Here is a 683-nt window from a genome sequence, read left to right as displayed (position 1 = left end):
GGCATCTACTACGGCGCGCAGTACGGCGGCTCGACAACGGCGATCCTCATCAATCTGCCTGGCGAATCCTCGTCGGCGGTGACGGCTCTGGATGGATACCAGATGGCACGGCAGGGGAGAGCAGGGCCAGCGCTTGCAGCCGCCGCGCTGAGTTCCTTCTTCGCCGGCACTATCGCGACCGTTGTCGTCGCGGCCCTTGCGCCGCCCCTGACATCGATCGCCCTGAAATTCGGCTCGCCCGAATATTTCGGCCTGATGGTGCTCGGGCTCGCCGCGTCCATCGTTCTTGCGCGGGGATCGGTGCTGAAGACGATCGCCATGGTCTCGATGGGCCTCGTCTTCGGGCTTGTGGGAACGGACATCAATACCGGMGCGATGCGCTTCACGCTYGGYCGRCCGGAACTSGCRGAYGGTYTGAATTTYGTRGCCGTCGCCGTYGGSCTCTTCGGMATYGCCGAAATCCTGCGMAAYCTGGAGACGACGATCGAGCGAACCGCSGTCATCAGCCGTGTTGCAGGCCTCTGGCCAAGTCGSGCAGATTTCAAGGCTATGATCGGGCCCGCTTGCCGGGGCACATTGCTGGGTTCCGCCTTAGGGGTTCTTCCGGGCGGCGGTGCAATCCTGGCGTCCTTCGCATCCTATGCGCTTGAGAAGAAGATCTCCAAGACGCCAGAGCGCTTTGG

The 683-nt window shown here is 63.2% G+C and carries 1 protein-coding gene; it reads left to right on the top strand.

Features of this window, described 5'->3' with window-relative positions; genetic code table 11:
* A partial coding sequence (locus AB4Z23_RS27630; RefSeq protein ID WP_441361198.1) for a tripartite tricarboxylate transporter permease occupies positions 1 to 683 on the top strand: 683 nt, incomplete at both ends.

The sequence above is a fragment of the Agrobacterium sp. MCAB5 genome (genome assembly GCF_052114365.1).
GTDB lineage: Bacteria > Pseudomonadota > Alphaproteobacteria > Rhizobiales > Rhizobiaceae > Agrobacterium > Agrobacterium tumefaciens.
This window is presented reverse-complemented; position numbering and strand designations above follow the sequence as displayed.